The following is a 25,501-nucleotide window of genomic DNA, read 5'->3' as shown; positions in this document are numbered from 1 at the left end:
CGCACACTCGTCATATGGGCGCGATCTTCCACCTGCGGCACTACGGCCAGGCCACCGGCCTGGACCGTCATGACTACGCGCAGTGGGTGCTGCCGCTGCAGGGCGAACTGCAGTTCGAGATGCAAGGCCGCGGTGGTCGCCTGGACCTGCTGCAGGGGGCCTTCGTCGCGGCTGGCGAAGCACACGACCAGATGGCCGATGGCCCGAATGCTTTCGTGATCGTCGACTGCCCCCCGGGTGTGCTCGATGACGGTACCCAGGAACACCTGTGCCGCCAGCGCTGGCTGCATCTGCCACTGGCGCTGCGACAGCGCCTGGCGCAGGTGTGTGAGGGCCAGGCACTGCCGGCCCTGTTGCCGCAGCTGCTCCAGGTGTTCGCACCGGCGGGCAGTGGTGCGCGCCTGCAGGGCCTGTGCGCGGCGGTGCAGGTTGATCCGGGCCAGGCGTGGCCGGTAGCACGCATGGCCGCCTTCGTCGGTGTCAGCGAAAGCCGGTTGCATGCGCTGTTCCAGCGGGAGTTCGGGCTGAGCCCGCAGGCCTGGCTCAGTGCAAGCCGGTTGCGTTGGGCCAAGCACCAACTGCGTACCAGTGCGGCGCCGATCAGCGATATCGCGCTGGCGGCAGGCTATTCCGAGCAGAGTGCACTGACCCGTGCGCTGCGTCGTGAGTGCGGGCAGACACCGGCCGCCTGGCGCAGGGGCGCCATCTGACCTGTAGAGCCGAGCCCACGCTCGGCTGCCCTTATCTGCACAGCGGCCAATCGCAGCCGAGCATTGGCTCGGCTCTACAGAGATGACAAGGCAATAGCCTCGGTCAAGAGGGCGCCACTGGTGAGCGCTTACACTGCGCGGCCCGTTCTCTTCCCCCGAAGAACCCGAATGCGCAACAACCCGATGGCCCTGGGCATCGCCAATGGCGTTGCCGCTGGCGCGCTGTGGGGCGTGGTCTTTCTCGCCCCCGCCGTGCTGCAGTCGTTCAATGCCCTGCAACTGTCCGCCGGTCGCTACCTGGTCTATGGCCTGATTGCCATCGCTCTGCTGCTGCCGCGCTGGAAGCGGCTGGCACCGCGGCTGGGCCGCGCCGAATGGTTCGGGCTGCTGTGGCTGAGCCTGGCCGGCAACCTGGTGTACTTCCTGCTGCTGGCCACGGCGGTGCAGTGGGCCGGTGGCGCGGCGGCGTCATTGATTGTCGGCCTGATTCCGGTGGTGGTCACTGTGGTTGGCGTGCGCGAGCAGGGCGCGGTGCCGTTGAAGCAGCTGCTGCCGGCGCTGGGCCTGTGCGTGCTCGGCGTGGCGCTGGTGGGCTGGGAAGCATTGATGTCCGAACACCTCGCAACACCGTGGCGGCAGCGCCTGATTGGCCTGCTCTGTGCGTTCGGTGCGCTGTTCTCGTGGGCGCTGTACTCGATCGGCAACAGTCGTTGGCTGGCGCGCCGGCCGGACCTGTCCAGCCACGACTGGTCGTTGCTGACCGGCGTCACCACTGGCGGCCTGGCCCTGCTGCTGGTGCCGATGGCCTTCATCGGCCACAGCGGTACCCACACCGCGGCGCAGTGGAGTGGCTTCTGGGCGATCAGCGCCGGCGTGGCAGTGGTGGCCTCGATCCTCGGCAACGCGTTCTGGAACCGTGCCAGCCGCCTGCTGCCATTGACCCTGACCGGGCAGATGATCGTGTTCGAGACGCTGTTCGCGCTGGCGTATGCCTTCGCCTGGCAGCAGCGCTGGCCCTCGCTGCTGGAGGCGCTGGCGATCGTGTTCCTGGTGGCCGGCGTGATGCTGTGCGCGCATGCCCATCGCTCGCCACGGGCGATCGCCGAACATGCAGGCTGAATGTGGGCGTCAAGCGTGCTGATGCCGCCTTGGTCTCAGATGCAACCAAATGCCGGCACGTTTGCCGATGATCGCCGCAATGATTTTTTGCATCGCAGCACTTGACAGCGGACCGGCGCACAGTGTTTTCTGTGCGTCATGGTCCTTGATGCCGCCCACGCCAGCCTGATCGCCCCCGCCATTGCGGGCCGTCCGACTGCGCCGGTCGCCACCACCACCATTACCACCACCACCGTCACCACTGCCCTGGTGCGGCCCGTCGTCTTCGTGTAACTCCCGAAAACCACGGCCCCGCACCATCCAGGTGGCGGGGAAACTCGACACCTGCATGCGACGGGGCCTCCTAACGAGGTCTGCATGTCTTCCCACGCCCCCGCCCATCCCGTTGCCCCGGCCGATCTGGCTGCACCGTCCACTGTCGTGCACAAGTTCGGCGGCACCTCGGTGGCCGATGCCGAACGCTATCGCCATGTTGCCGGCCTGCTGCTGGCCCGTCCTGAGTCGCTGCAGGTCACTGTCGTCTCGGCGATGAAGGGGGTCACCGACGCGCTGATCGATCTGGCGCAGCTGGCGGCAAAGGGTGACCAGGGTTGGCGCGAGGCCTGGCATGCCCTGCGCGCGTGCCACCGTGGCGCCGCCGTGGCGCTGCTGGGCGAGCAGGTCGGCGAGACGGTCGAATGGATCGACGCCCGCTTCGATCAGCTGGCCGAAGTGCTGGCGGCGCTGGCGGTGATCGGCGAGCTGCCGCGCGAGGTGCTGGACCGCGTGCAGGGCCTGGGCGAAGTGTTCTCCGCGCAGCTGCTTGGCACCCACCTGCGTGCCTTGGGCGAAGACTGTGCGGTGCTCGATGCACGCGATGTGCTGGTGGTCGGGCATGGCGAGCTGGGCGTCGATGTCGACTGGGAAGCCAGCGCCGACCGCCTCGCGCAATGGCGCCTTCAACATCCTCAGCCGCGCCTGGTCGCCACCGGTTTCGTCGCGCGTGACCGTGATGACCGCATCACCACCCTGGGCCGCAACGGCAGTGACTACTCCGGCGCGATCTTCGCCGCGCTGTTCAATGCCGATGAACTGCACATCTGGACCGACGTCGACGGCGTGCTGTCAGCCGACCCGCGCCTGGTACCCGAAGCCGTGCAGCTCGAATCGCTCAGCTACGACGAGGCCTGCGAACTGGCTTACTTCGGCGCCAAAGTGGTGCACCCGCAGACGATGTCGCCGGCGATCCGCCTGGGCCTGCCGATCTTCATCCGCAATACGTTCCAACCGGCGCATCCGGGTACGCGCATCAGTGCCGAGCGCTCGCCGCGTGGGCCGGTAAAGGGCCTGACCCTGAGCCCGGGCCTGGCCCTGTTGAACCTGGAAGGCACCGGCCTGATCGGCGTGCCAGGCACTGCAGAGCGCGTATTCGCTGCCCTGCGCCAGGCGCAGGTGTCGGTGGTGATGATCTCGCAGGGTTCGTCGGAACATTCGATCTGCTGCGTGGTGCGCGCCGCCGAAGCTGCACGTGGCCGCGAGGCGCTGCTGCATGCGTTTGCGCATGAGCTGTCGGTGGGCCAGGTGCAGCGCGTGCAGGTCAGCGAGGGCGTCAGCGTTCTGGCGGCAGTGGGCGACGGCATGGCCGGCCAACCTGGCGTGGCGGCGCGCCTGTTCGAGGCGCTGGGCCGCGCGCAGGTGAACATCCTGGCAATCGCGCAGGGCTCGTCCGAGCGCAACATTTCGGTGGCGGTGGACAGTGCCGATGCCACCCGCGCCCTGCGCGCCGCGCATGCCGGCTTCTGGCTGTCGCCGCAGACCTTCGCGGTGGGTGTGATCGGGCCTGGCAACGTCGGTGCCGCGCTGCTGGACCAGCTGCTGGCCGCGCGCCCGCAGTTGCTGGCCAAGGCCAATGTCGACCTGCGCCTGCGCGCACTGGCCTCGCGTTCGCGCATGCGGCTGGATGCGGATGGGCTGCATGCCGACTGGCGCGAAGCCCTTCAGCAGGCGGGTGAGCCCAGCGATCTGGATCGCTTCACCGAACACCTGCTGGCCGCGCACCTGCCGCATGCGGTGGTGATCGACTGCAGTGGCAGTGCCGAGGTGGCCGAGCGCTATGAGGGCTGGTTGGCAGCCGGCATCCACGTGGTCACCCCGAACAAACAGGCCGGCGCCGGGCCGCTGCCGCGCTACCAGCGCATCCGCGCCGCGGCGGCGGCCAGTGGTGCGCGTTTCCGCTACGAGGCCACGGTGGGCGCGGGCCTGCCGGTGATCACCACGCTGCGTGACCTGGTCGATACCGGTGACGAGGTGCTGGCCATCGAAGGCATCTTCTCCGGCACGCTGGCCTGGCTGTTCAACCGCTTCGATGGCAGCCAGCCGTTCTCGCAGCTGGTCGCGCAGGCGCGGTCGATGGGCTACACCGAGCCGGACCCGCGTGACGATCTTTCGGGCGTGGACGTGGCGCGCAAGCTGGTGATCCTGGCCCGCGAAGCCGGCCACGCGCTCAGTCTTGAGCAGGTGGAAGTGGAAAGCCTGGTGCCGGCGCTGCTGCGCGAGGGCAGCGTGGATGACTTCATGGCGCGGCTGGGCGAGTCCGACGCCAGCCTGCTGCAACGCCTGCAGGATGCGCGGGCGCGTGGCGCGGTGCTGCGCTATGTGGCACAGCTGGGTGCCGACGGCGCCTCGGTGGGGCTGCAGGAACTGCCGGCCGATCATGCCTTCGCCAACCTGCGGCTGACCGACAACGTGGTGCAGTTCCGCACCCGTCGCTACTGCGACAACCCGTTGGTGGTGCAGGGGCCGGGTGCGGGTCCGGAGGTGACGGCAGCGGGTGTGTTCGCGGACCTGCTGCGGGTCGCCGCCGGTGAAGGAGCGCGGCTGTGATCGCACGTGCGTTCGCGCCTGCCTCGGTGGCCAACGTGGCAGTGGGCTTCGACATTCTCGGCCATGCCATTGCCGGTATCGGCGATACCGTGAGCGTGCGCCGCATCGACGAGCCGGCGGTGCGGATCGATGCGATCCGTGGCAGTGCTGTCGCGCTGCCACTGGACGCCGCCGGCAACACCGCCGGGGCTGCGCTGATGTCGCTGCGCGAAGGCCTGGGCCTGGATTTCGGTTTCGCGGTCGAGATCGACAAGGGCATCCCGTTCGGTTCCGGCATGGGCGGTTCGGCAGCGTCGAGTGTCGCGGCGCTGGTCGCCGCCAATGCGCTGCTGCAGGCCCCGTTGCCGCGCGAGGCGCTGTACCCCTACGCGCTGGACGGTGAGGCGGTGGCCAGTGGTGGCCGTCACGGTGACAACGTCGGCCCGCTGCTGCTGGGTGGCCTGGCGCTGTGTACGGCCGATCGCCTGTTGCCGGTCCCGGTGCCTGCCAGCTGGCACAGCCTGCTGGTGCATCCGCACGCGGTGCTGGAAACGCGCCGTGCCCGCCAGGCCCTGCAGGGCAGCTATGCGCTGGGCGAGTTCGTGGCCCAGAGCGCGAACCTCGCGCTGGTGCTCAGTGGTTGCCATCGCAGTGATGCGACGCTGGTACGCGCGGGACTGCGCGACGTGCTGGTCGAACCGCGACGGGCCGGATTGATTGCCGGCTTCGAGGCCGCCCGTGATGCAGCGCTGTCGGCCCATGCAATGGGCGCGGGCATCTCCGGTGCCGGACCCAGTGTGTTCGCCTGGTTCGAGGATGCCGACCAGGCCCGTGCCGCCGTGGCGCCGGTCCAGGCAGCGTTCGCTGCGGCCGGCTTCGACAGTGACGCCTGGGTATCGCCGCTGGATGCGCCGGGAGCCCGGCTGTGCTGAATCCTTCCCCTTCTCTGGAAACCGATCCCATGCAATTTGTTTCGACCCGCGGCCAGTCGCCCGCCGTTGGCCTCAGCGCGGCGATCGCCGCCGGATTGGCGCCCGATGGCGGGCTGTATGTTCCCGCGCATCTGCCGGCCGCGCGCGAGCTGCAGGCCGGGGCGACCCTGGCCGATACCGCCGCCGATCTGCTGGCACCGTTGTTTGCGGGCGATGCACTCGAGACTGCGCTTCCGGGGATCTGCCGCGAAGCGTTCGACTTCCCGGTGCCGCTGCGTGCGCTCGGCGAGGGTGACCATGTGCTGGAGCTGTTCCATGGGCCGACGGCGGCATTCAAGGATATCGGCGCGCGCTTCCTGGCCGGTACGCTGTCGCGCCTGCAGGGCGGCAAGGATCGCGATCTGACGATCGTCGTCGCCACGTCCGGCGATACGGGTGCCGCCGTTGCGGCGGCCTTCCATCGCCAGCCGGGCGTGCGCGTGGTGGTGCTGTATCCGGAGGGTCGCGTGTCTCCGCGCCAGGCGCATCAGCTCGGTTGTTTCGGCGACAACATCCAGGCCCTGCGCGTGACGGGCGCATTCGACGATTGCCAGGCGATGGTCAAGCAGGCGCTGGCCGACCGCGAACTGCAGGCGCAGGTGCCGTTGAGCTCGGCCAACAGCATCAGCCTGGGCCGACTGCTGCCGCAGATGAGCTACTACGCGCATGCAGCGTTGACCCACTACGCCGCGCATCGTCGCCGGCTCAACCTGGTGGTGCCGACCGGCAATCTGGGCAACGCGATGGCAGCCGTGCTGGCGCGCGCGCTGGGCGTGCCGATCGGCCAGGTCGTGCTGGCCACCAATGCCAATGCCGTGCTGCCGGCGTACTTCAATGGTGGCGACTACCAGCCGCAGGCCAGTGTGGCGACGGTGGCCAATGCAATGGACGTGGGTGCGCCGAGCAACTTCGAGCGACTGCGCTGGCTCTACCACGGCGACGACGCAGAGCTGCGTGCAGCTTTCCGCGCGTTCGCGGTGGATGACGTGACCATCCGCGCGACGATTGCCGCAGCGCACGCCAGCCGCGGCGAGCTGTTCTGCCCGCACACGGCGACGGCGGTGAAGGTGCTGCAGGATCTGCGCGCGCGCGGTGCCAAGGGCGACTGGGCGGTGGTGGCTACGGCGCATCCAGCCAAGTTCGAGGCTGTGGTCGAGCCGCTGATCGGCGAAACGGTGGCGGTGCCGCCTGCGCTGGATGCGTTGCTGCAGCGACCGGCGCACGCCGAACCATTGGCGGCAGATTACGCGGCGTTGCGCGAGGTGTTGCTGCGTTGATCGCAGATGGAGGCGGTTGCCGGCCAGCGGCGGGCACTACCCGTGTTGCATCCGTCCGGTAGTGCCGGCCGCTGGCCGGCAACCCAACCAACCGCGATGCGGTCAGATCAACCCTTCACCGGCCAGCGTGCGCAGCCCATCCTCGTCGAGGATCTCCACCACGTTCAGGTGGGGCAGGGCGATGAGCCCCTGCTGGCGCAGCTTGGTGAAGGTGCGGCTGACCGTTTCCATGGTCAGGCCCAGATGGTCGGCGATATCGCCGCGGCCCATCGGCAGCGACACGCGCAGGCCGTCGCCCCCCAGCTTGGCCTCGCGCGCGGCCAGGCGCAGCAGGAAATCGGCCAGCTTCTCGGCCGGCTGCAGGCGTGCCAGCGCCAGCGCAGCATCCTGTGCGGCATCCAGTTCCTGGCAGGCGCGCTGCAGCAGCTTGCGCTCCAGGTGCGGGAAGCGGCTGCGCAGGGCCTTCATCTGTGGCAGCGCGACACGGCACACGCGGCTGTCGGCGATGGCCTCGATGTCGTAGCGATGGTGGTCGCTGCCGCTCAGGCCCAGATAGTCGCCGGGCAGCACGAAACCGTTGATCTGGCGCCGGCCGTCGGCCAGGGTGCGCACCAGGCGCAGTGCGCCTGCGGTCAATGTATAGACATGGTCGCGCTCTTCGCCGGTGCGTGCCAGCGTGCTGCCCATGCTGACCTGCTGCGAGACGGTGACCTGTTCCAGCGCCTGCACTTCGTCTGGCGACAGCGCCGAGCACACCGCAAGGTGCCGAACCGAGCAGTGCAGGCAGTCCAGCGTGGTGCAGGACGGCGAGGCGGGATCGTTGGTGGCGGGCGGAGCGCCGGAAGGCCGTGACATGTTGCGGGGGGCGTATCGCGGGCGGGGAGGGCCTTATGATACTTCAAGCGGCCGTTCGACCCTGCCCGAGGCGGGGGCGCTAGAATGTCGCCCCCTCCCACGTCCCGTTCCAGCAGGAGTTCCGCCCGTGATCAAGCCCCGTACCCCGCCCGGCACCCTTGAGCTGCTGCCGCGCGAGCAGATTGCGTTCCAGCGCATGCTGGACGTCATCCGCCGCAACTACGAGCGCTTCGGGTTCCTGCCGGTGGAGACGCCGGTGTTCGAGCTGTCCGACGTGCTGCTGACCAAGTCCGGTGGTGAGACCGAGCGCCAGGTGTATTTCGTGCAGTCCACCGGCGCGCTGGCCAACGCGGCCGAGTCGGGCGACCGTTCGCTGCCGGAAATGGCGCTGCGCTTCGACCTGACCGTGCCGCTGGCACGCTACGTGGCCGAGCACGAACACGAACTGACCTTCCCGTTCCGCCGTTACCAGATGCAGCGCGTGTACCGCGGCGAGCGTGCCCAGCGCGGTCGTTTCCGCGAGTTCTACCAGTGCGACATCGACGTGATCGGCAAGGACAGCCTGAGCGTGCGGTACGACGCTGAAGTGCTGGCGGTCATCCATGCGGTGTTCTCGGAACTGCGCATCGGTGACTTCAGCATCCAGCTGAACAACCGCAAGCTGATGCGCGGCTTCTTCGAGAGCCTGGGCGTGGCTGAAGGCGAGCGCCAGCTGGCGGTGCTGCGCGAAGTGGACAAGCTGGACAAGCGTGGCGCCGATTACGTTCGCGAGACGCTGGTGGGCGAGGGCTTCAACATCCCGGCAGAACAGGTCGAGAAGATCCTGGCCTTCGTCGCTGTGCGTTCGCAGGGCCATGCCGATGCGCTGGCGCAGCTGGCCACGCTGGAAGCCGACGCCGGTTCTTCGGAGATCCTGCGTACCGGCGTCGCCGAACTGCGCGAAGTGCTGCAGCTGGTGCAGGCGCTGGGCGTGCCGGAAACCGCGTACTGCCTGAACTTCTCCATTGCGCGCGGCCTGGACTATTACACCGGCACCGTCTACGAGACCACGCTGACCGACCACCCGCAGATCGGCTCGATCTGTTCTGGCGGCCGTTACGAAGACCTGGCCAGCCACTACAGCAAGTCGAAGCTGCCGGGCGTGGGTATCTCCATCGGCCTGTCGCGCCTGTTCTGGCAGCTGCGCGAGGCGGGCCTGATCGACGGCATCGAAGCCAGCAGCGTGCAGGCGCTGGTTGCGCTGATGGATGAGCAGGGCATGCCGCAGTCGCTGGACATCGCGCGCCGCCTGCGCGCCGGTGGCATCAATACCGAAGTGCAGATGGAGCCGAAGAAGATCGGCAAGCAGTTCCAGTACGCGGCCAAGGCCGGCATCCGCTTCGTGGTGCTGGCCGGTGAAGACGAGCTCGCGCGCGGCGTGGTGGCGGTGAAGGACCTGCTGCGTGAACAGCAGTTCGAAGTGTCGCGCGACGAGCTGGCCAGCGCCCTGCTGGTGGAGCTGGAGCAGTCCAGGGCAATGGCGTGATGCGGGCCGCCGCAGGGGCGCTGTGCGTGCTCCTGCTGGCGGGCTGCCAGAGTGACCCGGTGCTGCGCAGTGATCGGCTGGGCCCGGCGCAGTACCGGCTGCAGGTTGATCGCTGTCACGTGATCGACCGCGCGCAGCTTGAGGGCGACCTGCGGGCCCTGGCCTCGCGGACGTGTCCGGCGGGTGCAGGGGCGTTGCAGAACATCCAGTCCCTGCCGAGCCGGCAGGGCAGCCTGTTCGGGGAGTGCCTGCGGCGCGGGACGCTGCAGGCGGAGGTGCGTTGCCTGCCCTGAGTCGAGCCAGGTTGTTGATTTGAAAGCAGAACGCCCGCCCTTTGGTGGGCGTTCTGCATTTCCGGCATCCGGTCCAGGGGTCAGATCCGTTTTCCTTTGGAAAACGGATCTGACCCCATGAGGCTCCGATTTGACGCACCGCGCAAGAATGCGCTAATGTACTAACGCGCTATTACATTGATGCATGGACCCGACCCCGTGAAAGCCCGCCCCGAGATTGCCGCCAAAGACCCGAAGGCCGACCTGGAAGCCCTGGCCCGGGCCTTTGCCGCGCTGCGCGAGCCGGAGCAGGTCGAGGCATTCCTGCGCGACCTGTGCACCCCGGCGGAGCTGGAGGCCATGGCCGACCGCTGGAAGGTGGTGCCGCTGCTGCAGCAGGGCGTCCCGTACCGCGAGATCCACGAGCGCACGGGCGTCAGCGTGACCACCACCGGACGGGTGGCACGCACGCTCGAGCATGGCCATCGAGGCTATGCCGCCGCCATCGACCGCCTTGCTTCGCGCTGATCCGCGCCCCGTTCCGAACTTCGAGACCTCCCCCATGAGTGCAACCCAGGCAGCGCCGGCACGAGACCGGCTGCGTATCGCCATCCAGAAGAGTGGCCGGCTGGCCGAGCCCGCCCGCAACCTGCTCAGCGCCTGTGGTCTGAGCTGGCGCGAAAGCCGCGACAAGCTGTTCTGCTACGGCGAATCGCTGCCGGTGGACCTGTTGCTGGTGCGCGACGACGACATCCCCGGCCTGATCGCCGATGGCGTCTGCGACCTCGGCATCGTCGGTCGCAATGAACTGGACGAGCAGGCCGCAGCGCGTCGCCAGATCGGCCTGCCGGACGCCTACCAGGCGCTGCGCGGGCTGGGCTTCGGCCAGTGCCGGCTGATGCTGGCGGTGCCCGAGGAATGGCAGTGGCAGGGTCCGGCGCAGCTGGCCGGCACCCGCATCGCCACCAGCTACCCGGCCATCCTCAAGCAGTGGCTGGCGGAGCAGGACGTGGACGCGCAGGTGGTCGAGCTGTCCGGGTCGGTGGAAATCGCCCCGCGCCTGGGTACCGCCGACCTGATCTGCGATCTGGTCTCCAGCGGCGCCACGCTGCGTGCCAACCAGTTGACCCCGGTACACAACCTGCTCGACAGCGAGGCGGTGCTGGCTGGTGCGATGCGCGTGCCGGATGACGCACGTGCATCGCTGCGCGCGATGCTGCTGCGCCGCCTCGACGGCGTGGTGCAGCGCCAGGACCGCAAGCTGCTGATGTTCCGTGCCAGCGAAGATCGCGTCGACGCGCTGGCGCAGCTGCTGGCCGATGCCGAGCCGCTGGTGCGGCTGCCGGCCGATGGTGGCGCGCTGCGCCTGCAGACCATGTGCCCCGGCCCGCTGAGCTGGCAGCGCATGGAAGAACTCGAGCGCGCGGGCGCGCAGGGCCTGATGGTACTGAGCGTGGAGCGATCACTGGCATGAACCGTCTGATCTGGTCCCGACTTGATGAGGCCGCGCGCAGCGCGGCATTGACCCGCCCGGTGCAGGCCGTGGCGCAGCAGACCCGCGATGCCGTAGCGGCCCTGATCGCGCAGGTGCGTGCACAGGGCGACGATGCGCTGCGTGCGATTACGGCGCGTTTCGATGGCGTCGAGCTGGCCTCGTTTGAAGTTTCCGAAGCCGAATTCGCCGCTGCCGAAGCCGCCGTGCCCGCCGAACTGCGACAGGCGATGGTGGACGCCGCCGAACGCATTGCGCGCTTCCACGCCGCTGGCATGGGCAAAGGCTATGCAGTTGAAACCGCGCCGGGCGTGGTCTGCGAACGCATGCTGCGCCCGATCGGCCGGGTGGGCCTGTACGTACCGGCTGGCAGCGCGCCGTTGCCGTCCACCGCGTTGATGCTGGGCGTTCCGGCGCAGCTGGCCGGTTGCCCGCAGGTGGTGCTGTGCACCCCGCCGCGCGCCGACGGCAGTGCCGATCCGGCAGTGCTGGTAGCCGCCCGCCTGACCGGCGTGCAGCGCGTGTTCAAGCTGGGCGGCGCGCAGGCGATCGCGGCGATGGCCTATGGCACGGCCAGCATTCCGGCCTGCGACAAGCTGTTCGGGCCGGGCAATAGCTTTGTTACCGAAGCCAAGCAGCAGGTCGCACAGGACGGCGCCGCCGCCATCGACATGCCTGCCGGTCCTTCGGAGGTGCTGGTGATTGCCGATGCTGGCGCCAATCCGGCGTTCGTCGCCGCCGACCTGCTGTCGCAGGCCGAGCACGGTCCGGATTCTCAGGTGCTGCTGCTGACCGACGACGCCGTGATGCTGGCGGCGGTCGAAGCCGAGGTTGAGCGCCAGGTGGCCCTGCTGCCGCGCCAGCAGATCGCGCGCCAGGCACTGTCGGCATCGCGGCTGGTGCAGGTCGATGCGCTGGACGAGGCGTTCGCGATCAGCAACCGCTATGCACCAGAGCACCTGATCCTGGCCCTGCGTGATCCGCGCGCATGGCTGGACAAGGTGCAGGCGGCCGGCTCGGTGTTCCTGGGCGATTACACCCCCGAAGCACTGGGTGACTACTGCAGCGGCACCAACCACGTATTGCCCACCGCCGGTGCCGCGCGTGCCTACAGCGGCGTGAGCGTTGCCAGCTTCCAGAACCTGATCAGCGTGCAGAGCGCCAGCGCCGCCGGCCTGGCCGCGATCGGCGGCTGCGCGCGCATCATCGCCCGTGCCGAAGGCCTGGATGCGCACGAGCGTGCCGTTGCGTTGCGCATGGAGGTGGCGGCATGAGCGCGGCGATCGATGAGGTGCTGGCACTGGTGCGCCCGGACCTGCAGGCCTTCGCCGGCTACAGCTCGGCACGCAGCGCGGCGGTGCAGGGCGAGGTCTGGTTGAATGCCAATGAGTCGGCCTGGGCCAATGCGGCCGATCCCGCAGGCAGCAGCCGGCGCTATCCGGAGCCGCAGCCGCTCGCGCTGCGCGAGGGACTGGCGGCGCTGTACGGCGTGACGCCACAGCAGCTGCTGATCGGTCGCGGCAGCGACGAAGCCATTGATCTGCTGGTGCGCGCGCTGTGCGTGCCGGGTCGCGATGGCGTGCTGGTCACGCCGCCGGTGTTTGGCATGTACGCCGTCTGCGCTCGCCTGCAGGGTGCCGCCTTGATTGAAGTGCCGCTGGTGGACAGCGAGGATGGACTGCGCACCGATCTGGATGCGGTGATCGACGCGGCCAAGGCGCAGGGTGCCAAGCTGGTGTTCCTGTGTGCGCCGTCGAACCCGGCCGGCAGTGACATCGCCCTGGATGAGGTCGAGCGCGTGGCGGTTGCGCTGCGCGGGCAGGCGCTGGTCGTGGTGGACGAGGCCTATGTCGAGTATGCACAACGGCCGTCGGCGACCACGTTGCTGGCCGCGCACGCCAATCTGGCGGTGCTGCGCACGCTGTCGAAGGCGCACGCGCTCGCGGCCGCCCGCGTTGGCACGCTGATCGCTGCCCCGGAGCTGATTGCCCTGCTGCGTCGCTGCCAGGCGCCGTACCCGGTGCCGACGCCGTGCGCGGAACTGGCCGTGCAGGCACTGCAGCCGGCCGCGCTGGCGCGCACCGCCGAGCGCGTGACCACGGTGATCGCCGAGCGCGAGCGCCTGCGTGCAGCCCTGGTCGGCCTGCCCGGCGTGTGCCGGGTGTATGCCTCGGCCGGCAACTACCTGCTGGTCCGCTTCGCCGATCCCCAGTCCGCGTTCGATACGCTGCTGGCTGCGGGCGTGGTGGTGCGCGACCAGCGTGCTGCGCCGCAGCTGGGTGATGCGCTGCGCATCAGCATCGGCAGCCCCGAAGAGAATGACCGCGTGCTTGCGGCCCTGTCGGCGCGGAGGGCCGCAGCATGACCCCGATCCTCTTCATTGACCGCGACGGTACCCTCATCGAGGAGCCGTCCGACTTCCAGATCGACGCCTACGAAAAGCTGCGCTTCGTGCCGCAGGTGATCCCGGCGCTGCTGAAGCTGCGTGATGCCGGCTACCAGTTCGTGATCGTCACCAACCAGGACGGCCTCGGCAGCGACAGCTACCCGCGCGCCAGCTTCGATGGCCCCAACGACCTGATGCTGCAGATCTTCGAGAGCCAGGGCATCACCTTCCGTGACGTGCTGATCGATTCCAGCTGGCCGCAGGACAATGCGCCGACCCGCAAGCCGGGCATCGGCCTGATGACCGCCTACCTGCAGGACCGCAGCATCGACTGGGCACGCTCGGGCATGGTCGGTGACCGGATCACCGACCTGCAGTTTGCCGCCAACCTCAACATCCGTGGTTTCCAGCTGCGCACCGCGCAGTTTGGTGGGGAGTGGGACTGGCCGGGAATCGCCCATGCGCTGGCCGACGCGCCGCGCACCGCCGTTGTCCAGCGCAACACCAAAGAAACGAAGATCCGCGTTGAGCTGGACCTGGACCGCGCGGGCGATGCACGCATTGCCACCGGCCTGCCGTTCTTCGACCACATGCTGGAGCAGATCGGCAAGCACGGCGGCTTCGCGCTGGACATCCAGGCCGAGGGTGACCTGCACATCGACGAGCACCACACCATCGAGGACACCGGGCTGGCCCTGGGCCAGGCCCTGCGCGAGGCGTTGGGCGACAAGCGCGGCATTGGCCGTTACGGCTTCACCCTGCCCATGGACGAGACCCTGGCCAGCGCTGCGCTGGACTTCAGCGGCCGTCCCTATTTCGTGTTCGAGGGCGAGTTCAAGCGCGAGCGCGTGGGCGATATGCCGACCGAGCTGGTGCCGCACTTCTTCCGTTCGCTGTGCGATGCCAGCGGTTTGAACCTCAACCTGCAGGTGCGCGGCGACAACGATCACCACAAGGTGGAGGCCTGCTTCAAGGCGCTGGCGCGCGCGCTGCGTCCGGCGCTGGCCCGGCAGGGCACGGCACTGCCGAGTACCAAGGGGGCGTTGTGAGCGATGTTGCGCTGATCGATGCCGGTGGCGCCAACCTGGGCTCGGTGCGCTACGCACTGGAGCGCCTGGGCGCGACGGTGCGGCTGGTGCGCGATGCGGACGGCCTGGTTGGTGCGCGGCGGGTGATCCTGCCCGGCGTCGGCGCCGCCGGTCCCGGCATGCAGCGCCTGCACGCTCAGGGCCTGGTGGAACCGCTGCAGCGACTGGAGGTGCCGTTGATGGGCATCTGCCTTGGCATGCAGCTGCTGTTCGAACGCTCCGAGGAAGCGGGCGTAGAGACACTGGGACTGATTCCGGGCGTGGTACGCAAGCTGGTGCCGGCCTGTGGCATCCGCGTGCCGCACATGGGCTGGAACCGCCTGCTGCCGCTGCGCGAATCGCTGTTGCTGCAGGGCGTGCCGGAACGCGCCAGCGCCTACTTCGTGCACAGCTATGCGGCGCCGCTCAATACCCACACCGTCGCTGCCTGCGACCACGGTGGCCTGTTCACCGCCGTGGTGGAGCAGGGGCGCTACTGCGGCGCACAGTTCCATCCCGAGCGCTCCGGCGAGACCGGCTCGCTGATGCTGCGCAACTTCCTCGAGGGCACTGCTGCATGAGTTTCATCGTCTACCCCGCGCTGGATATCCGCGACGGCCGCGTGGTGCGGCTGCGCCAGGGCGACTACGCGCAGGAAACCTCCTATGGGGATGACCCTCTGCCGCGCGCGCAGGCCTTCGCCGCGCAGGGCGCGCAGTGGATGCATCTGGTCGACCTGGATGCCGCACGGGCCGGTGGCTACACGCTGGCGCCGCTGTTGGCATCCATTCGTGCGCAGACCCCGCTGCAGGTGCAGACCGGCGGTGGCGTGCGCGGCCGCGACGATGTGGCGCGCATCCTCGACGCTGGCGCCGGCCGCGTGGTGGTGGGTTCGCTGGCGGTGCGTCGTCCCGATGAAGTGGTCGGCTGGCTGGAGGAATTCGGCGCCGATCGCATCACGATTGCGCTGGACGCGCGCCAGGACGCACAGGGGCAGTGGCAGCTGCCGGTGCACGGATGGACCGAGAACGCCGGGGTGACCCTGGATGACCTGGCCCGGCGCTACGCGCGCGCCGGCATGCGCCATCTGCTGTGCACCGACATCGCCCGCGACGGCATGCTGGCCGGGCCCAACATCAGCCTCTACCAGCACCTGTCGGCGCTGTTGCCGGGTGTGGCGGTGCAGGCGTCCGGTGGCATCCGTGACGTGGCCGATGTGGCCGAGGCGCGTGCCGCCGGCTGCGGAGGTGCCATCCTCGGCAAGGCACTGCTGGAGCAGCGCATGGACCTGAGCGAGGCGTTGGCATGTTGAGCCGCCGCATCATTCCGTGCCTGGACGTGCGCGATGGCCGCGTGGTCAAGGGCGTGCGCTTCCGCGATCACGTCGACATGGGCGACATCGCCGAGTTGGCACAGCGCTATCGCGACCAGGGCGCGGACGAGCTGGTGTTCTATGACATCGGCGCCAGTCCCGAGGCACGGTCGGTTGACGTCGCCTGGATCGAGCGCATCGCGCGCCTGATCGACATTCCGTTCTGTGTGGCCGGTGGCATCGACAGCGTGGAAACCGCGCGCCGCGTGCTGTTCGCCGGTGCTGACAAGGTGTCGATCAATTCGCCGGCGCTGGGCCGGCCGGAGCTGATCACCGAGCTGGCGGACGAGTTCGGCGTGCAGTGCGTTGTGGTGGGGGTCGATTCGGTGCGCGAGGCCGACGGGCAATGGCGGGTGCGTCGTTTCAGCGGCGATCCGGACAAGACCCAGGCGGTGCCGCTGCGCACGCTCGACTGGATCGTCGAAGCGCAACGGCGTGGAGCCGGTGAGATCGTGCTGAACTGCATGGACAGCGACGGTGTGCGCCGTGGCTACGATGTCGTGCAGCTGCAGCAGGCGCGGGCGCTGTGCCAGGTGCCGCTGATTGCCTCCGGTGGTGCCGGAGCGATGGAGCACTTCGCCGACGCCTTCGACCAGGCCGACGTCGACGGTGCGTTGGCGGCCAGTGTGTTCCACAGCGGCGCCATCGCCATTCCAGAATTGAAGCGCTACCTGCGCGGACAGCAGATCGAGGTGCGGGATGTCTATTGAAGTGAGGCCATCGCTGGATGCGCTGCAGGCGCTGGACTGGGGCAAGGGCGACGGCCTGCTGCCGGCCGTGGTGCAGGATGCCGATACCCTGCAGGTGCTGATGCTGGGCTATGTCAGCGCCGAATCGCTGGCGGCTACGCTGGCCATCGGCCACATGACCTTTTTCAGCCGCAGCAAGCAGCGGTTGTGGACCAAGGGCGAGCAGTCCGGCAACGTGCTGGTGGTGCAGTCGATCCGTGTCGACTGCGACGCCGATACGCTGCTGGTGATGGCGCGCCCGGCCGGGCCGACCTGCCACACCGGTGCCGAGAGCTGTTTCGACCAGGCGCCGAAGGATTTCCTGGGTGGGCTGGGCCAGCTGGTGGCCATGCGTGACGCGCAGCGCCCTCCCGGCAGCTACACCACCAGCCTGTTTGAAGGCGGCATCCGCCGCATCGCGCAGAAGGTGGGTGAGGAGGGCGTGGAGACCGCATTGGCCGCCGTGGCGCAGGATGATGAGGCATTGCTGGGCGAGGCGTCGGACCTGCTGTACCACCTGCTGGTGCTGCTGCGCGCGCGCGGGCTGTCGCTGGATGATGCGCGCGCGGTGCTGGAAAAACGCCATCGTTGAGGAAGGCGTACGGACCAACGGTCCGCACCCACCTCTGCAATGCAGCCGAGCATGGCTCGGCTCTACAATAGGTGGTCTTCTTCTTTCCCGGACCGCCCATGAAACTGCCTGCCGCCTGGCTGTGCTGCCTGTTGCTGACCTCGCCGGCCTGGGCCGCGGACACCGTGGTCAGCGGCAAGGTCTATCTGGAGCGTGACGGCAAGCCCGGCCGCGGTGCGACCGATCCGGGCCTGGCCGGGGTGCAGGTTTCCAACGGCGAGACCATCGTCAAGACTGCCGCTGACGGCAGCTACAGCCTGCCGGTGCGCGACGGCCAGACCGTATTCGTGATCAAGCCCGATGCCTACGCCTTCCCGAAGGCGGCGGACGGCCTGCCTTCGTTCTGGCGCCATTACCGCCCGAACGGCTCGCCGGCGCTGAAGTACGGCGGCATCGCCGCGACCAGCGACGTCACCCGCAACTGGGACTTCGCCCTGCAGTCGGATCGGCATGACAGCCGTCGTGGTTTCCAGATGCTGGTATTCACCGATTCGCAGACCGCCAGCCTGAAGGACATCGGCTACTACCAGCAGTCGATCGTGGCGCCACTGGTCGGCCAGACCAGGGCACGCATGGGCACCACCCTGGGCGACATCGTCAACGACGACCTGACCCTGTACCCGGCGATCAACAAGGTCACCACCGAACTCGGCGTGCCGTGGTTCCACGTGCCGGGCAACCATGACCTCGACTTCGATGCGGCCAGCGACGAACACTCACTGGACAGCTGGCGCAACATCTACGGCCCGGACACCTACGCGGTGGAAGAGGGCGGCGCCAGTTTCGTGTTCCTGGACGACGTGGTGTACGACCCCAAGGCCAGGCCGAAGTACATCGGCGGCCTGCGCGAAGACCAGTTCGCCTTCCTCGCCAGCTACCTGAAGGGCCTGCACAAGGACCGCCTGCTGGTGCTGGGCATGCACATCCCGCTGTTCGACGCGGCGCCGGGGCGCGAGACCTTCCGCCATGCTGACCGCCAGCGCCTGTTCGACCTGCTGAAGGACTTCCGCAACGTACTGGTGCTCAGCGGCCACAGCCACACCCAGCAGCACGTCTACCACGGCAAGGCCGAGGGCTGGAACGGCGACAAGCCACTGCACGAATACAACGTCGGTGCCAACTGCGGTGCGTTCTGGTCGGGCGTGAAGAATGCCGCTGGCGTGCCGGACAGCACCATGAGCGACGGCACGCCGAAGGGCTATGCATTGCTCGACGTGGCCGGCAACGGCAGCTATCGCCTGCAGTACCGCGTGGCCGGCAGGCCGGCCAGCGAGCAGATCGGCCTGCACGCGCCGAAGGTGCTGCGCCAGGGGGCCTACCCGGCGTGGGGTGTCTACGCCAACGTCTACATGGGCGAGGATCGGAGCGTGGTCGAGTACCGTGTCGATGGCGGCGCCTGGCAGCCGATGAAGCAGGTCAGCCAGCCCGACCCGCGCCTGATGGTGGAGAACGTGGCCGATGATCTGGCCAGCAGCCTGCGCGGCTACGACCGTTCGCCGGAGGCCACTGCGTCGCCGCACCTGTGGCGTGGCGCGCTGCCGACCGATCTTGCAGTGGGCAGCCATAAGGTCGAGGTACGCTCCACCCAGCCTGATGGCGCAGTGTTCACCGCCACCACCAGCTACAGCCTGCAGACTGCCCAGCCCTGACCCCCGCGCACCAGCGCTCCAGCGAAAGGACCCCGCATGGATATCCGCTTCATGGCCGGCACCACACCGGTGACCCTCAGCCGCCACTGGTTCACCGGCGCGATGCTGCTGCAGAGCGCCACCGAGAAGGTCTGGGTGCAGCACCCGCTGCATCCGGGCACCCACTTCTCGTTCTCGCTGGTACAGTCGTGGCTGCGCCACATCGCCGGCCACGAAGTGCTGGTCGAGCGCACCCGGCCGCTGTTTTTCGCCGGCTTCCGCCCACAGCGCCTGCGCGTGCTGGTGGATGGGGTGCAGGTGGCCGAACAGGAAGGCATGTAGGTTCACCTGAACCACCGGCGCGCTAGGCAAAGCCGTCCCGATGCCTGAGAATCGGGGCGATTCAATCGATCCAAGCAGGCCAGCGTGACCATCGCAGCAGCGTCAACGGTTTCCTCCGACTCCGCCCGCGGCGGTCTTCCGCGCCGTCTGGTCGTCGCCGATGTCGGCGGCACCTTTGCCCGGCTCGCGCTGGCGGAAACCCGACCCGGCCAGACGCCGCTGCTGGGCAGCCACCGTACCTATGCCTGTGCCGAGCATTCCAGCCTGGCCGCGATCCTGGCCGATTTCACCGCCGGCCTCGGCCACCCGGTGCAGACCGCGGTGGTCGCCATCGCTGGCCTGCTGGATGGCGATGTGCTGATCAACTCGAACCTGCCGTGGACGGTCTCGCTGTCGGCCACCCGCGCGCAGTCCGGGCTGCACGACCTGCAGCTGATCAATGATTTCGAAGCGGTGGCGTTGGCCATCCCCTACCTGCAGCCGGAAGCCCTGGTGCCACTGAACGGTGACGCCGATCCGGCGAAGGCCTTCCCGGCGCTGGTGCTGGGCGCGGGTACCGGGCTGGGCGCCGCGCTGCGTTTCGCTGATGGCGAGCGTCCGGTGCTGGCCAGCGAGATCGGTCATGCCGCGCTGGGCGCCGGCAACGCGCTGGAACTGCAGGTGCTGGGCCGCCTGCTGCAGCGTTGGCCGCACGTGGACAACGAACGCGTGCTGTCCGGCAGCGGCCTGATGAACCTGTATCCGTGCCTGTGCGAACTGCGCGGCGTCACTCCGGTGTGGAACAGTACGGAGGCGCTGATCGGCGCCGCGCGTGGCGGTGAGGATGCACTGGCGGTGGAAACGTTGCAGGTCTTCTGTGCGTGGCTGGGCAGCCTGGCCGGCGACGCGGCGATCGCCGTCGGCGCGCGCTCGGTGTACCTGGCCGGTGGCATTTCCGCGCATGTGCAGGATTTCCTGGCCGATGGCCGCTTCCGTGAGCGCTTCCTCAACAAGGGCGTGCTGACCGAGGTGCTGCGCCAGGTGCCGGTGTGGCGCGTGGAGCATGGCCAGCTGGGCGTGCTCGGCGCAGCGGTCTGGCACGCCGCACGGCAGCCCACGCACGACTGATCGGCAGGGTTGGCATCGGGCCGGCCGTGCATTGCAGACTGGGAGGGGAAAATGGTGGATCGCAGGCAGTTCCTGCAGGCCGGTGCACTGGCCGCAGGCATGGCGGCATTGCCGGGCGTGCAGGCGCGCACGCAGGGTGGGGCCCGGGTGGTCTCCACCTGGGACTTCGGCGTACCGGCCAACCAGGCCGCATGGAAGGTGCTGGCGCAGGGTGGCAGCGCACTGGATGCGGTGGAGGCGGGCGCACGCTGGGCCGAGAGCGAGCTGTGCAACCCTACCGTTGGCCATTGCGGCAATCCGGATCGCGACGGCGTGCTGAGCCTGGATGCGAGCATCATGGACGGCGATGGCCGTTGTGGTGCAGTGGCCGCGCTGGTGGACATCCTGCATCCGGTGTCGGTGGCCCGCAAAGTGATGGAGAACAGCCCGCATGTGCTGCTGGTCGGCGAGGGCGCGCAGCAGTTCGCGGTGCAGCAGGGATTCGAGCGCAAGCATCTGCTGACGCCGCAGGCCGAAGCGGCCTGGCGCGAGTGGCTGAAGACCGAGAAGTACCAGCCGCAGATCAATGCCGAGCGCCGTGGCATTCCCGGCAACAGCGACAACCACGACACCATCGGCATGCTGGCACTGGATGCCAAGGGCCAGCTGGCCGGTGCCTGCACCACCAGCGGCATGGCGTGGAAACTGCACGGTCGCGTTGGCGACAGTCCGATCATCGGCGCCGGCCTGTACGTCGACAACGACGTCGGCGCGGCCACTGCTTCGGGGGTGGGTGAAGAGATGATCCGCAACGCGGCTTCGTTCCTGGTGGTCGAGCTGATGCGCCAGGGGCGTTCACCGGCGCAGGCCTGCCGTGAAGCCATCGACCGCGTGGTGCGCAAGCGCCCGGAAGCGAGCAGAACGTTGCAGGTGTGCTTCCTGGCCATGAACAAGCAGGGCGAGGTCGGCGCCTATGCGCTGCATCGTGGCTTCGTCTATGCGGTGTGCGATGCGCAGCGCCAGGATGACCTGCGTGACTCGCCGTCGATCTACACGAGCACCCAGGCGTGAGTACGCGGCTGACCCTGGAGATCGCCAGCAACTCGCTGGCCTCGGCGCTGGCCGCGCAGGCTGGCGGCGCCGACCGCATCGAACTGTTCGACAATCTGGCCGAGGGCGGCACCACGCCGTCGTTCGCCAGCATCGCGATGGCCCGCGAGCGCCTGTCGATTCCGCTGTTCGTGCTGGTGCGGCCACGCCCGGGCGACTTCCACTACGACGCGCTGGAAACCGAACTGATGCTGCGTGACATCGCGCAGTGCCGCGCGCTGGGTTGCGATGGCGTGGTGATCGGCGCGCTGGACGTGCAGGGCGGCATCGACCTGGCGCTGTGCCGGGAACTGGTGCAGGCCGCCGGGCCGTTGCAGGTGACCTTCCATCGCGCCTTCGACGCCGCCCGCGATCTGCCGGCGGCGCTGGAGCAGGTGATCGGGCTGGGCTGCCAGCGCGTGCTGACCTCGGGCGGGCAGGCCAGCGCCGAGGCCGGTGCCGATGTGCTGGCGGGCCTGGTCACCCAGGCGGCGGGGCGCATCACGGTGATGGCTGGCGCCGGATTGGCCCCGGGCAACATCGCAACCGTCGCGCGGCAGACCGGCTGTACCGAACTGCACGCCTCCGCAAAAGGCCTGCGCCGCTCGGCGATGCAGTTCCAGAACCCGGCGCTGCGCGGTCTGGACCCGGACTGGAGCCAGACCGCCGCCGCTACCGTGGCCGCGCTGCGGCAGGCGCTGGACGGCTGATCGAATCCGTCGGGCATGGCCCGGGGTCAGATCCCTTCTGCGAAGGGATCTGACCCCTGTCGCAACCCCGGCCGCAGGCACGCGACGGACAAAACCGTTCCGCGCGCGATTGTCGTGATCATGTCACTACTTCGTGCGCCGTTCTGTCAGCGATGCGTCGCAACTCTTTGATTGTTCTGGACACCGGCAGCCGATAGCGGCATCTCGCCGGCTGTTGCTGCGTTGCCGCATGCCGGGCGTGGTTCAGCTGTGCTTTAGTTTGGATCGATCCACAGGGGAGGTGCCATATCGGTCGTGAACCGATCCAAGCGCCTGGATCCGTCGTAGTGCCGCGCCACCGTCCGCCCGTGCGTCCACATCTTCGAAGAGCAACCACCCATGGCTCAGATCGTCCACAAGCGTCGCCACCTGCTGTCCCAGGCCCTGATCCTGGCCCTGTTGCCGCTGGCGGCCAGCGCGCAGGAAGCTGCCAGTTCGTCCACCAAGGATCTGGACGCGGTCACCGTCACCGGCTCGCGCATCAAGCGCGCCAGCGTCGAGGGCCCGGCGCCGGTCAACGTGATCACCGCCGCGCAGATCCAGAAGGAAGGCTTTGTCAGCGTGTACGACGCGCTGAAGACCCTCACCGAGGCCACAGGCACCGTTGAAGCCGCATCGCAATGGGGCTCGCATACGCCCAATGCCAGCGGCCTGAACCTGCGCGGGATGGGCCCGAACCGCTCGCTGCTGCTGGTCAATGGCCGTCGTGTAGCGGATTACCCGCTGCCCTACGGTGGCGAAACCAACTTCTCCAACTACGGCAACATTCCGGCCGCGGCGGTGGAGCGCATTGAAGTGCTGACCGGTGGCGCCTCGGCCATCTACGGTTCGGATGCGATCGCCGGCGTGGTCAACGTCATCCTCAAAACCAACTACGACGGCGACGAAGTGCGCGTGCGCGGCGGCACTTCCAGCGAAGGCGGACGTGATACCTGGGATCTGTCCTGGGCCGGTGGCAAGACCGGCGACAACTGGAGCGTGACCTACGCGCTGCAGTACACCAAGCGCGACCCGCTGTTCGGGCGTGATCGCCCGCAGATGGACGATGCCGACGATGCGCCGTACCCGTCCTGGAACATGGAACAACGCAAGGTCGGCTTCCGTCCCACCGCCGGTCTGGCGCTGATCGATCCGACCACGGGCCAGCGCCTGGCGCCGCCCACCGGCACCTGCGAAAAATTCGACGGCGAGTACTACACCGCCGATCGATTGGTCTACAACTACGCCGCCAACCGCATCACCAACACCGGCCGCCTGTGCGGCATGAGCGCCGACTACGCCAACTGGCTGCTTACCGGCGGCGCCGAGAACGTGTCCGGAAACCTGTACGCCACCTTCGATTTCAGCAATGACCTGCAGGCCTGGACCAACCTGGCGGTGTATCGCTCCGAAGCGATCTGGGGCACCAATCCGCCCGGCGTGTCGCTGATCGACGATGACAACGGCTATTACTGGGATGCCAACCGCAACCGGCCGATCCTGGGCGTGCGCCAGTTCACCCCGAACGAAGTCGGGGGCCTGGATACGCTGCGCAACACCAACCGCGAACTGTCCTGGGACTGGAGCGCGGGCCTGCGCGGGCGCCTGGCCGACCGTTTTGACTGGAGTGCCACGGTGGGGCGTTCCTATTACCGCGTGGAAGAACGGCAGAACGTGGTCGACAAGCAGAAGTCGTATGACTACTTCCTTGGCCCGCGCCTGGGCACCACCGCCGATGGCGAGGCGATCTATGCGTTGAACGAATCGCGCTGGTGGAACCCGCTGACGCCGGACCAGTACTGGCAGATGGGGACCGTGGCGAAGAACCGCGCGGCGTCATGGGTCAACCAGGCGTCGGCGGATATCACCGGCGAGCTGTTCCAGGGCTGGGCCGGCCCGATTTCGTTTGCGGCGGTGGCTGAAGTCGCGCAGCAGGGCTATCACCTCAGTCCGGACCCGCGCGCTGGCATCGACTTCGACCTGCAGAATGTCGATCGCGGCGGCGGCGAGCGTACCCGCTACTCGGCCGGCGTCGAGTTCAAGATCCCGCTGCTGGACAGCGTGACCGCCACTGCGGCCGCGCGCTACGACCGCTATGGCAACTACAAGGCCGATGACAGCAGCGAAGCGCTGGACATCGGCAGCCAGAAGGAAACCACCTGGAACGTCGGCCTGGAATGGCGCCCGGTCGAATCGCTGCTGGTGCGTGGCTCGTACGCCACCAGCTTCCATGCGCCGGACATGCATTACCTGCTGGGCCAGCCGAGCAGTTCGGAAGTGCAGACCTATGACCGCCTGCGCTGCATCCAGAGCGGCGCGTACCTGGTCAACAACTGTGGCGTGGGCAACACCGACGTCTGGTACACGTTCGACGTGAACCGGCGTGGGACGCCGCTGCTGCGCTCGGAGACCGGTGATTCGTGGACGGTCGGCTTCGTCTGGGACGTGCTGACGAACCTGTCGGTCAGTGCCGACTACTGGGCGATCAAGCTGGAAGACATGATCGTCGACGTCGGCGCCGATGAGGTGCTGGCCAGCGAGGCCGGCTGCCTGACCGGCAAGAACATGGACGGTACGCCATGGGCCAACCCGGCCGGTGGCGAGTACTGCGCCGGCATCCTGGCCCGCGTGAACCGTGACAGCAACGGTCGCCTGGTATCGATCGAGCGCGGCCCGTTCAACCTGGCCAGCCGCGAGGTGCGCGGCATCGACCTGACCGCGCGCTATCGCCTGGAAACCGCGCGGTGGGGCAGCTTCCAGCTGGGCGTGAACTACACCAACCAGATCTCGACCAAGGAGCAACGCTACGCCGCCGACCCGAATCCGGAACGCCGCGATCGTGACCTGCGCAGCAAGCTGCGCGCGAGCCTGGCCTGGCAGCGCGGCAACTGGAACGCCAATGTCTATGCCGACCGCATCGGTTCGGTGCCGGGCGTGCGCTACCACTGGGGTACCGACCGCCTGGACAACCCTGGTGGCTGCCTGCCGTTCGCCGATGGCTACGTGCCCAGTGACAGCCCGTCGCTGAACTGCCTGGAGCCGGCACGGCTGCCGGATGGTTCGGTGAACCCGAACCCCAACGCCGGGCAGCAGACGGCGCGCTACTACGGTCGAGTGGGGCCGTTCATCACCTGGAACTTCAACGTGGGCTACCAGGTGACCGAACACGCGAAGGTAAACGTGTACGTCAACAACGCCTTCAACGCCGCCAGCTGGAACCACAAGGACCCGTACAAGCTGGATTACGACTTCGCTCCGACCCGCCTGCTGGGCGCGGTCGGCCGCGAGTTCGCGTTGGAGTATGTGTTCACCTTCTGAGGTGACCTGCCTCCGCCGGTAGGTCCACGCCATGCGTGGATATGGACACCCGGGTGCCCATTCA

General features: G+C 68.3%; 24 protein-coding genes. 22 read left to right on the top strand and 2 right to left on the bottom strand.

Going from position 1 to position 25,501, the window contains the following annotated elements:
• Positions 1 to 14: 14 nt before the first annotated feature.
• Positions 15 to 710, top strand: coding sequence for an AraC family transcriptional regulator (locus tag J3A72_RS14820; RefSeq protein ID WP_014646939.1), 696 nt, complete (start codon positions 15 to 17; stop codon positions 708 to 710).
• 168 nt (positions 711 to 878) lie between these two features.
• The gene (locus J3A72_RS14815) at positions 879 to 1,829 is read left to right on the top strand and encodes a DMT family transporter (protein WP_032957678.1); all 951 of its coding nucleotides are present in this window, start codon (positions 879 to 881) and stop codon (positions 1,827 to 1,829) included.
• A 9-nt stretch (positions 1,830 to 1,838) separates the two neighbouring features.
• On the opposite strand, the gene J3A72_RS14810 is transcribed toward J3A72_RS14815, so the two are convergent.
• A complete protein-coding gene (locus tag J3A72_RS14810; protein ID WP_172617739.1) occupies positions 1,839 to 2,159 on the bottom strand; it encodes a hypothetical protein in 321 nt (106 codons plus the stop codon).
• Positions 2,160 to 2,186: 27 nt separating this feature from the next.
• Here J3A72_RS14810 and thrA point away from each other — a divergent pair, with 27 nt between their 5' ends.
• The 3 genes from thrA to thrC are packed head-to-tail and all read left to right on the top strand — an operon-like array spanning position 2,187 to position 6,918.
• On the top strand, positions 2,187 to 4,691 hold the full coding sequence (thrA, locus tag J3A72_RS14805) for a bifunctional aspartate kinase/homoserine dehydrogenase I (protein ID WP_075076811.1): 2,505 nt from the start codon (positions 2,187 to 2,189) through the stop codon (positions 4,689 to 4,691).
• Positions 4,688 to 5,602: a homoserine kinase gene (locus tag J3A72_RS14800; protein ID WP_049406512.1), complete on the top strand. Its 915-nt coding sequence runs from the start codon at positions 4,688 to 4,690 to the stop codon at positions 5,600 to 5,602. Before thrA ends, J3A72_RS14800 begins: the two co-directional genes overlap by 4 nt.
• 29 nt (positions 5,603 to 5,631) lie before the next feature.
• On the top strand, positions 5,632 to 6,918 hold the full coding sequence (gene thrC, locus J3A72_RS14795; protein WP_075076812.1) for a threonine synthase: 1,287 nt from the start codon (positions 5,632 to 5,634) through the stop codon (positions 6,916 to 6,918).
• Between the two features lie 102 nt (positions 6,919 to 7,020).
• Here thrC and J3A72_RS14790 read toward each other — a convergent pair whose 3' ends face one another.
• Positions 7,021 to 7,773, bottom strand: a complete 753-nt coding sequence (locus J3A72_RS14790; RefSeq protein ID WP_010482595.1) for a helix-turn-helix domain-containing protein — start codon at positions 7,771 to 7,773, stop codon at positions 7,021 to 7,023.
• Positions 7,774 to 7,900: 127 nt separating this feature from the next.
• On the opposite strand from J3A72_RS14790, the gene hisS reads away from it, so the two are divergent.
• The 17 genes from hisS (at position 7,901) to J3A72_RS14705 (ending at position 25,437) form a co-directional block, all read left to right on the top strand.
• Complete coding sequence (gene hisS, locus J3A72_RS14785; RefSeq protein WP_075076813.1) at positions 7,901 to 9,298, top strand: histidine--tRNA ligase; 1,398 nt, start codon at positions 7,901 to 7,903, stop codon at positions 9,296 to 9,298.
• A gap of 26 nt (positions 9,299 to 9,324) precedes the next feature.
• Positions 9,325 to 9,591 (top strand): hypothetical protein, encoded by a 267-nt coding sequence (locus J3A72_RS14780; RefSeq protein ID WP_230374597.1) that lies wholly within the window; start codon positions 9,325 to 9,327, stop codon positions 9,589 to 9,591.
• 198 nt (positions 9,592 to 9,789) lie between these two features.
• Positions 9,790 to 10,098, top strand: a complete 309-nt coding sequence (locus J3A72_RS14775) for a YerC/YecD family TrpR-related protein (RefSeq protein WP_005416326.1) — start codon at positions 9,790 to 9,792, stop codon at positions 10,096 to 10,098.
• Between the two features lie 34 nt (positions 10,099 to 10,132).
• Positions 10,133 to 11,044: an ATP phosphoribosyltransferase gene (gene hisG / locus J3A72_RS14770; RefSeq protein WP_075076814.1), complete on the top strand. Its 912-nt coding sequence runs from the start codon at positions 10,133 to 10,135 to the stop codon at positions 11,042 to 11,044.
• Positions 11,041 to 12,336 carry a histidinol dehydrogenase gene (gene hisD / locus J3A72_RS14765; RefSeq protein ID WP_032957995.1) on the top strand — a complete coding sequence of 432 codons (1,296 nt, stop codon included), beginning with the start codon at positions 11,041 to 11,043 and terminating at the stop codon, positions 12,334 to 12,336. Before hisG ends, hisD begins: the two co-directional genes overlap by 4 nt.
• On the top strand, positions 12,333 to 13,427 hold the full coding sequence (hisC, locus tag J3A72_RS14760) for a histidinol-phosphate transaminase (RefSeq protein ID WP_049440829.1): 1,095 nt from the start codon (positions 12,333 to 12,335) through the stop codon (positions 13,425 to 13,427). The genes hisD and hisC overlap by 4 nt, the downstream gene beginning before the upstream one ends.
• On the top strand, positions 13,424 to 14,497 hold the full coding sequence (gene hisB, locus J3A72_RS14755) for a bifunctional histidinol-phosphatase/imidazoleglycerol-phosphate dehydratase HisB (RefSeq protein WP_014646950.1): 1,074 nt from the start codon (positions 13,424 to 13,426) through the stop codon (positions 14,495 to 14,497). The genes hisC and hisB overlap by 4 nt, the downstream gene beginning before the upstream one ends.
• Complete coding sequence (gene hisH / locus J3A72_RS14750) at positions 14,494 to 15,096, top strand: imidazole glycerol phosphate synthase subunit HisH (protein WP_075076815.1); 603 nt, start codon at positions 14,494 to 14,496, stop codon at positions 15,094 to 15,096. Before hisB ends, hisH begins: the two co-directional genes overlap by 4 nt.
• Positions 15,093 to 15,827 (top strand): 1-(5-phosphoribosyl)-5-[(5-phosphoribosylamino)methylideneamino]imidazole-4-carboxamide isomerase, encoded by a 735-nt coding sequence (gene hisA, locus J3A72_RS14745; protein ID WP_014646952.1) that lies wholly within the window; start codon positions 15,093 to 15,095, stop codon positions 15,825 to 15,827. The genes hisH and hisA overlap by 4 nt, the downstream gene beginning before the upstream one ends.
• Entirely contained in the window at positions 15,821 to 16,597 is a 777-nt protein-coding gene (hisF, locus tag J3A72_RS14740) for an imidazole glycerol phosphate synthase subunit HisF (protein ID WP_014646953.1), read from the top strand. Before hisA ends, hisF begins: the two co-directional genes overlap by 7 nt.
• On the top strand, positions 16,587 to 17,207 hold the full coding sequence (gene hisIE, locus J3A72_RS14735) for a bifunctional phosphoribosyl-AMP cyclohydrolase/phosphoribosyl-ATP diphosphatase HisIE (protein WP_014646954.1): 621 nt from the start codon (positions 16,587 to 16,589) through the stop codon (positions 17,205 to 17,207). The genes hisF and hisIE overlap by 11 nt, the downstream gene beginning before the upstream one ends.
• 98 nt (positions 17,208 to 17,305) lie before the next feature.
• The gene (locus J3A72_RS14730; RefSeq protein WP_032957989.1) at positions 17,306 to 18,895 is read left to right on the top strand and encodes a calcineurin-like phosphoesterase family protein; all 1,590 of its coding nucleotides are present in this window, start codon (positions 17,306 to 17,308) and stop codon (positions 18,893 to 18,895) included.
• A gap of 36 nt (positions 18,896 to 18,931) precedes the next feature.
• Positions 18,932 to 19,216, top strand: a complete 285-nt coding sequence (locus tag J3A72_RS14725) for a hypothetical protein (RefSeq protein ID WP_075076816.1) — start codon at positions 18,932 to 18,934, stop codon at positions 19,214 to 19,216.
• Between the two features lie 84 nt (positions 19,217 to 19,300).
• A complete protein-coding gene (locus tag J3A72_RS14720; RefSeq protein ID WP_075076817.1) occupies positions 19,301 to 20,323 on the top strand; it encodes a glucokinase in 1,023 nt (340 codons plus the stop codon).
• A gap of 51 nt (positions 20,324 to 20,374) precedes the next feature.
• Entirely contained in the window at positions 20,375 to 21,373 is a 999-nt protein-coding gene (locus J3A72_RS14715; RefSeq protein ID WP_041863371.1) for a N(4)-(beta-N-acetylglucosaminyl)-L-asparaginase, read from the top strand.
• Positions 21,370 to 22,101 (top strand): copper homeostasis protein CutC, encoded by a 732-nt coding sequence (locus tag J3A72_RS14710; RefSeq protein ID WP_075076818.1) that lies wholly within the window; start codon positions 21,370 to 21,372, stop codon positions 22,099 to 22,101. The genes J3A72_RS14715 and J3A72_RS14710 overlap by 4 nt, the downstream gene beginning before the upstream one ends.
• 378 nt (positions 22,102 to 22,479) lie before the next feature.
• Positions 22,480 to 25,437: a TonB-dependent receptor gene (locus J3A72_RS14705; RefSeq protein WP_075076819.1), complete on the top strand. Its 2,958-nt coding sequence runs from the start codon at positions 22,480 to 22,482 to the stop codon at positions 25,435 to 25,437.
• Positions 25,438 to 25,501: the final 64 nt, after the last annotated feature.

Source organism: Stenotrophomonas sp. PvP093 (assembly GCF_017876915.1).
GTDB lineage: Bacteria > Pseudomonadota > Gammaproteobacteria > Xanthomonadales > Xanthomonadaceae > Stenotrophomonas > Stenotrophomonas muris.
Note: the sequence above shows the minus strand (reverse complement) of the source record. Positions and strands in the feature narration are given on the sequence as shown.